This is a genomic window from Ligilactobacillus murinus DSM 20452 = NBRC 14221 (assembly GCF_001591685.1).
GTDB lineage: Bacteria > Bacillota > Bacilli > Lactobacillales > Lactobacillaceae > Ligilactobacillus > Ligilactobacillus murinus.
Genome location: NZ_BCVJ01000113.1, coordinates 1 through 1322, shown reverse-complemented (window position 1 = coordinate 1322; position 1322 = coordinate 1). Strand labels below are relative to the sequence as shown.

Sequence of the window (1322 nt, the reverse complement as noted above, 5' to 3'; positions counted from 1 at the left end):
TAAAGTCCATATAATTGTGTAAAAGTTAAAAGGCCATGTAACAGCCCTTTTTACGGTACAATGTTTTTAACCACAAAAACATACCTAGGAGGACGTTACATGACCCAAGTACATTTTACACTGAACAACAAAGAGATTCAAAGTATTATTGAACATTCGGTAAAAGATGATGTATCTAAAAACATTCTAACCACTATTTTCAATCAATTGATGGAAAATCAACGAACCGAATATATTCAAGCCGATGACTATGAACGATCAGAAAGTCGTCAGAGTCAAAGAAACGGCTATTACGAGCGAGATTTTACGACTCGTGTGGGTACACTTGAATTAAAAGTGCCCAGAACACGTGATGGTGAATTTGCACCGACGGTGTTTGAGCGTTATCAGCGAAATGAAAAGGCACTGCTCGCTTCCATGTTAGAGATGTATGTCTCAGGTGTTTCTACCCGTAAAGTTTCAAAGATTGTTGAGGAACTCTGTGGAAAATCGGTATCGAAATCTTTTGTTTCTAGCCTGACTGAACAGTTAGACCCGATGGTCAACGAATGGCAGAACCGTTCACTCTCAGGTACGAATTATCCTTATCTGATGACGGATGTTCTCTACATAAAAGTCCGAGAAGACCATCGAGTGCTTTCTAAGAGCTGCCATATTGCAGTCGGAATAACGGAAGATGGTGACCGTGAAATCATTGGCTTCATGATCCAAAATGAAGAAAGTGATGACACATGGTCCATCTTCTTTGACTACTTAAAAGAACGCGGTCTACAGGGGACAGAACTCATCATTTCTGATGCCCATAAAGGCCTAGTGTCTGCGATTCGTAAGTCCTTTACCAACGCAAGTTGGCAGAGATGCCAGGTCCATTTTTTAAGAAACATCTTCAGTTCCATTCCAAAAAAGAATTCAAAACCGTTTAGAGAAGCAGTAAAAGCAATCTTTAAGTTTACGGATATTGAACTCGCTCGAACAGCTAAGAATGCCTTAGTCGGTGAATATATCGACCAGTCTAAATATACAAAAGCTTGCGAAACATTGGATAATGGCTTCGAAGAAGCCTTTCAATATACGGTTATCGGAAATGGGCACAATCGGCTAAAAAGCACCAACCTTCTTGAACGACTGAACCAGGAAGTCCGCAGAAGAGAAAAGATTATTCGGATTTTTCCCAACCGAACGTCTGCCAATCGACTAATTGGAGCTGTCCTTATGGAACTTCATGACGAATGGCTCAGTTCTACAAGAAAATATATTAAGTTTGATCAATGAGAGACCGGTAAAACATTGTATAGTATTTTACACAGGATTATGGACTTGAC

At 39.9% G+C, this 1322-nt stretch carries 1 protein-coding gene; it reads left to right on the top strand.

The window, feature by feature from the left end; translation table 11 throughout:
- Window positions 1–99: 99 nt before the first annotated feature.
- Window positions 100–1272 carry an IS256 family transposase gene (locus LMU01S_RS09995; RefSeq protein WP_004050661.1) on the top strand — a complete coding sequence of 391 codons (1173 nt, stop codon included), beginning with the start codon at window positions 100–102 and terminating at the stop codon, window positions 1270–1272.
- Window positions 1273–1322: the final 50 nt, after the last annotated feature.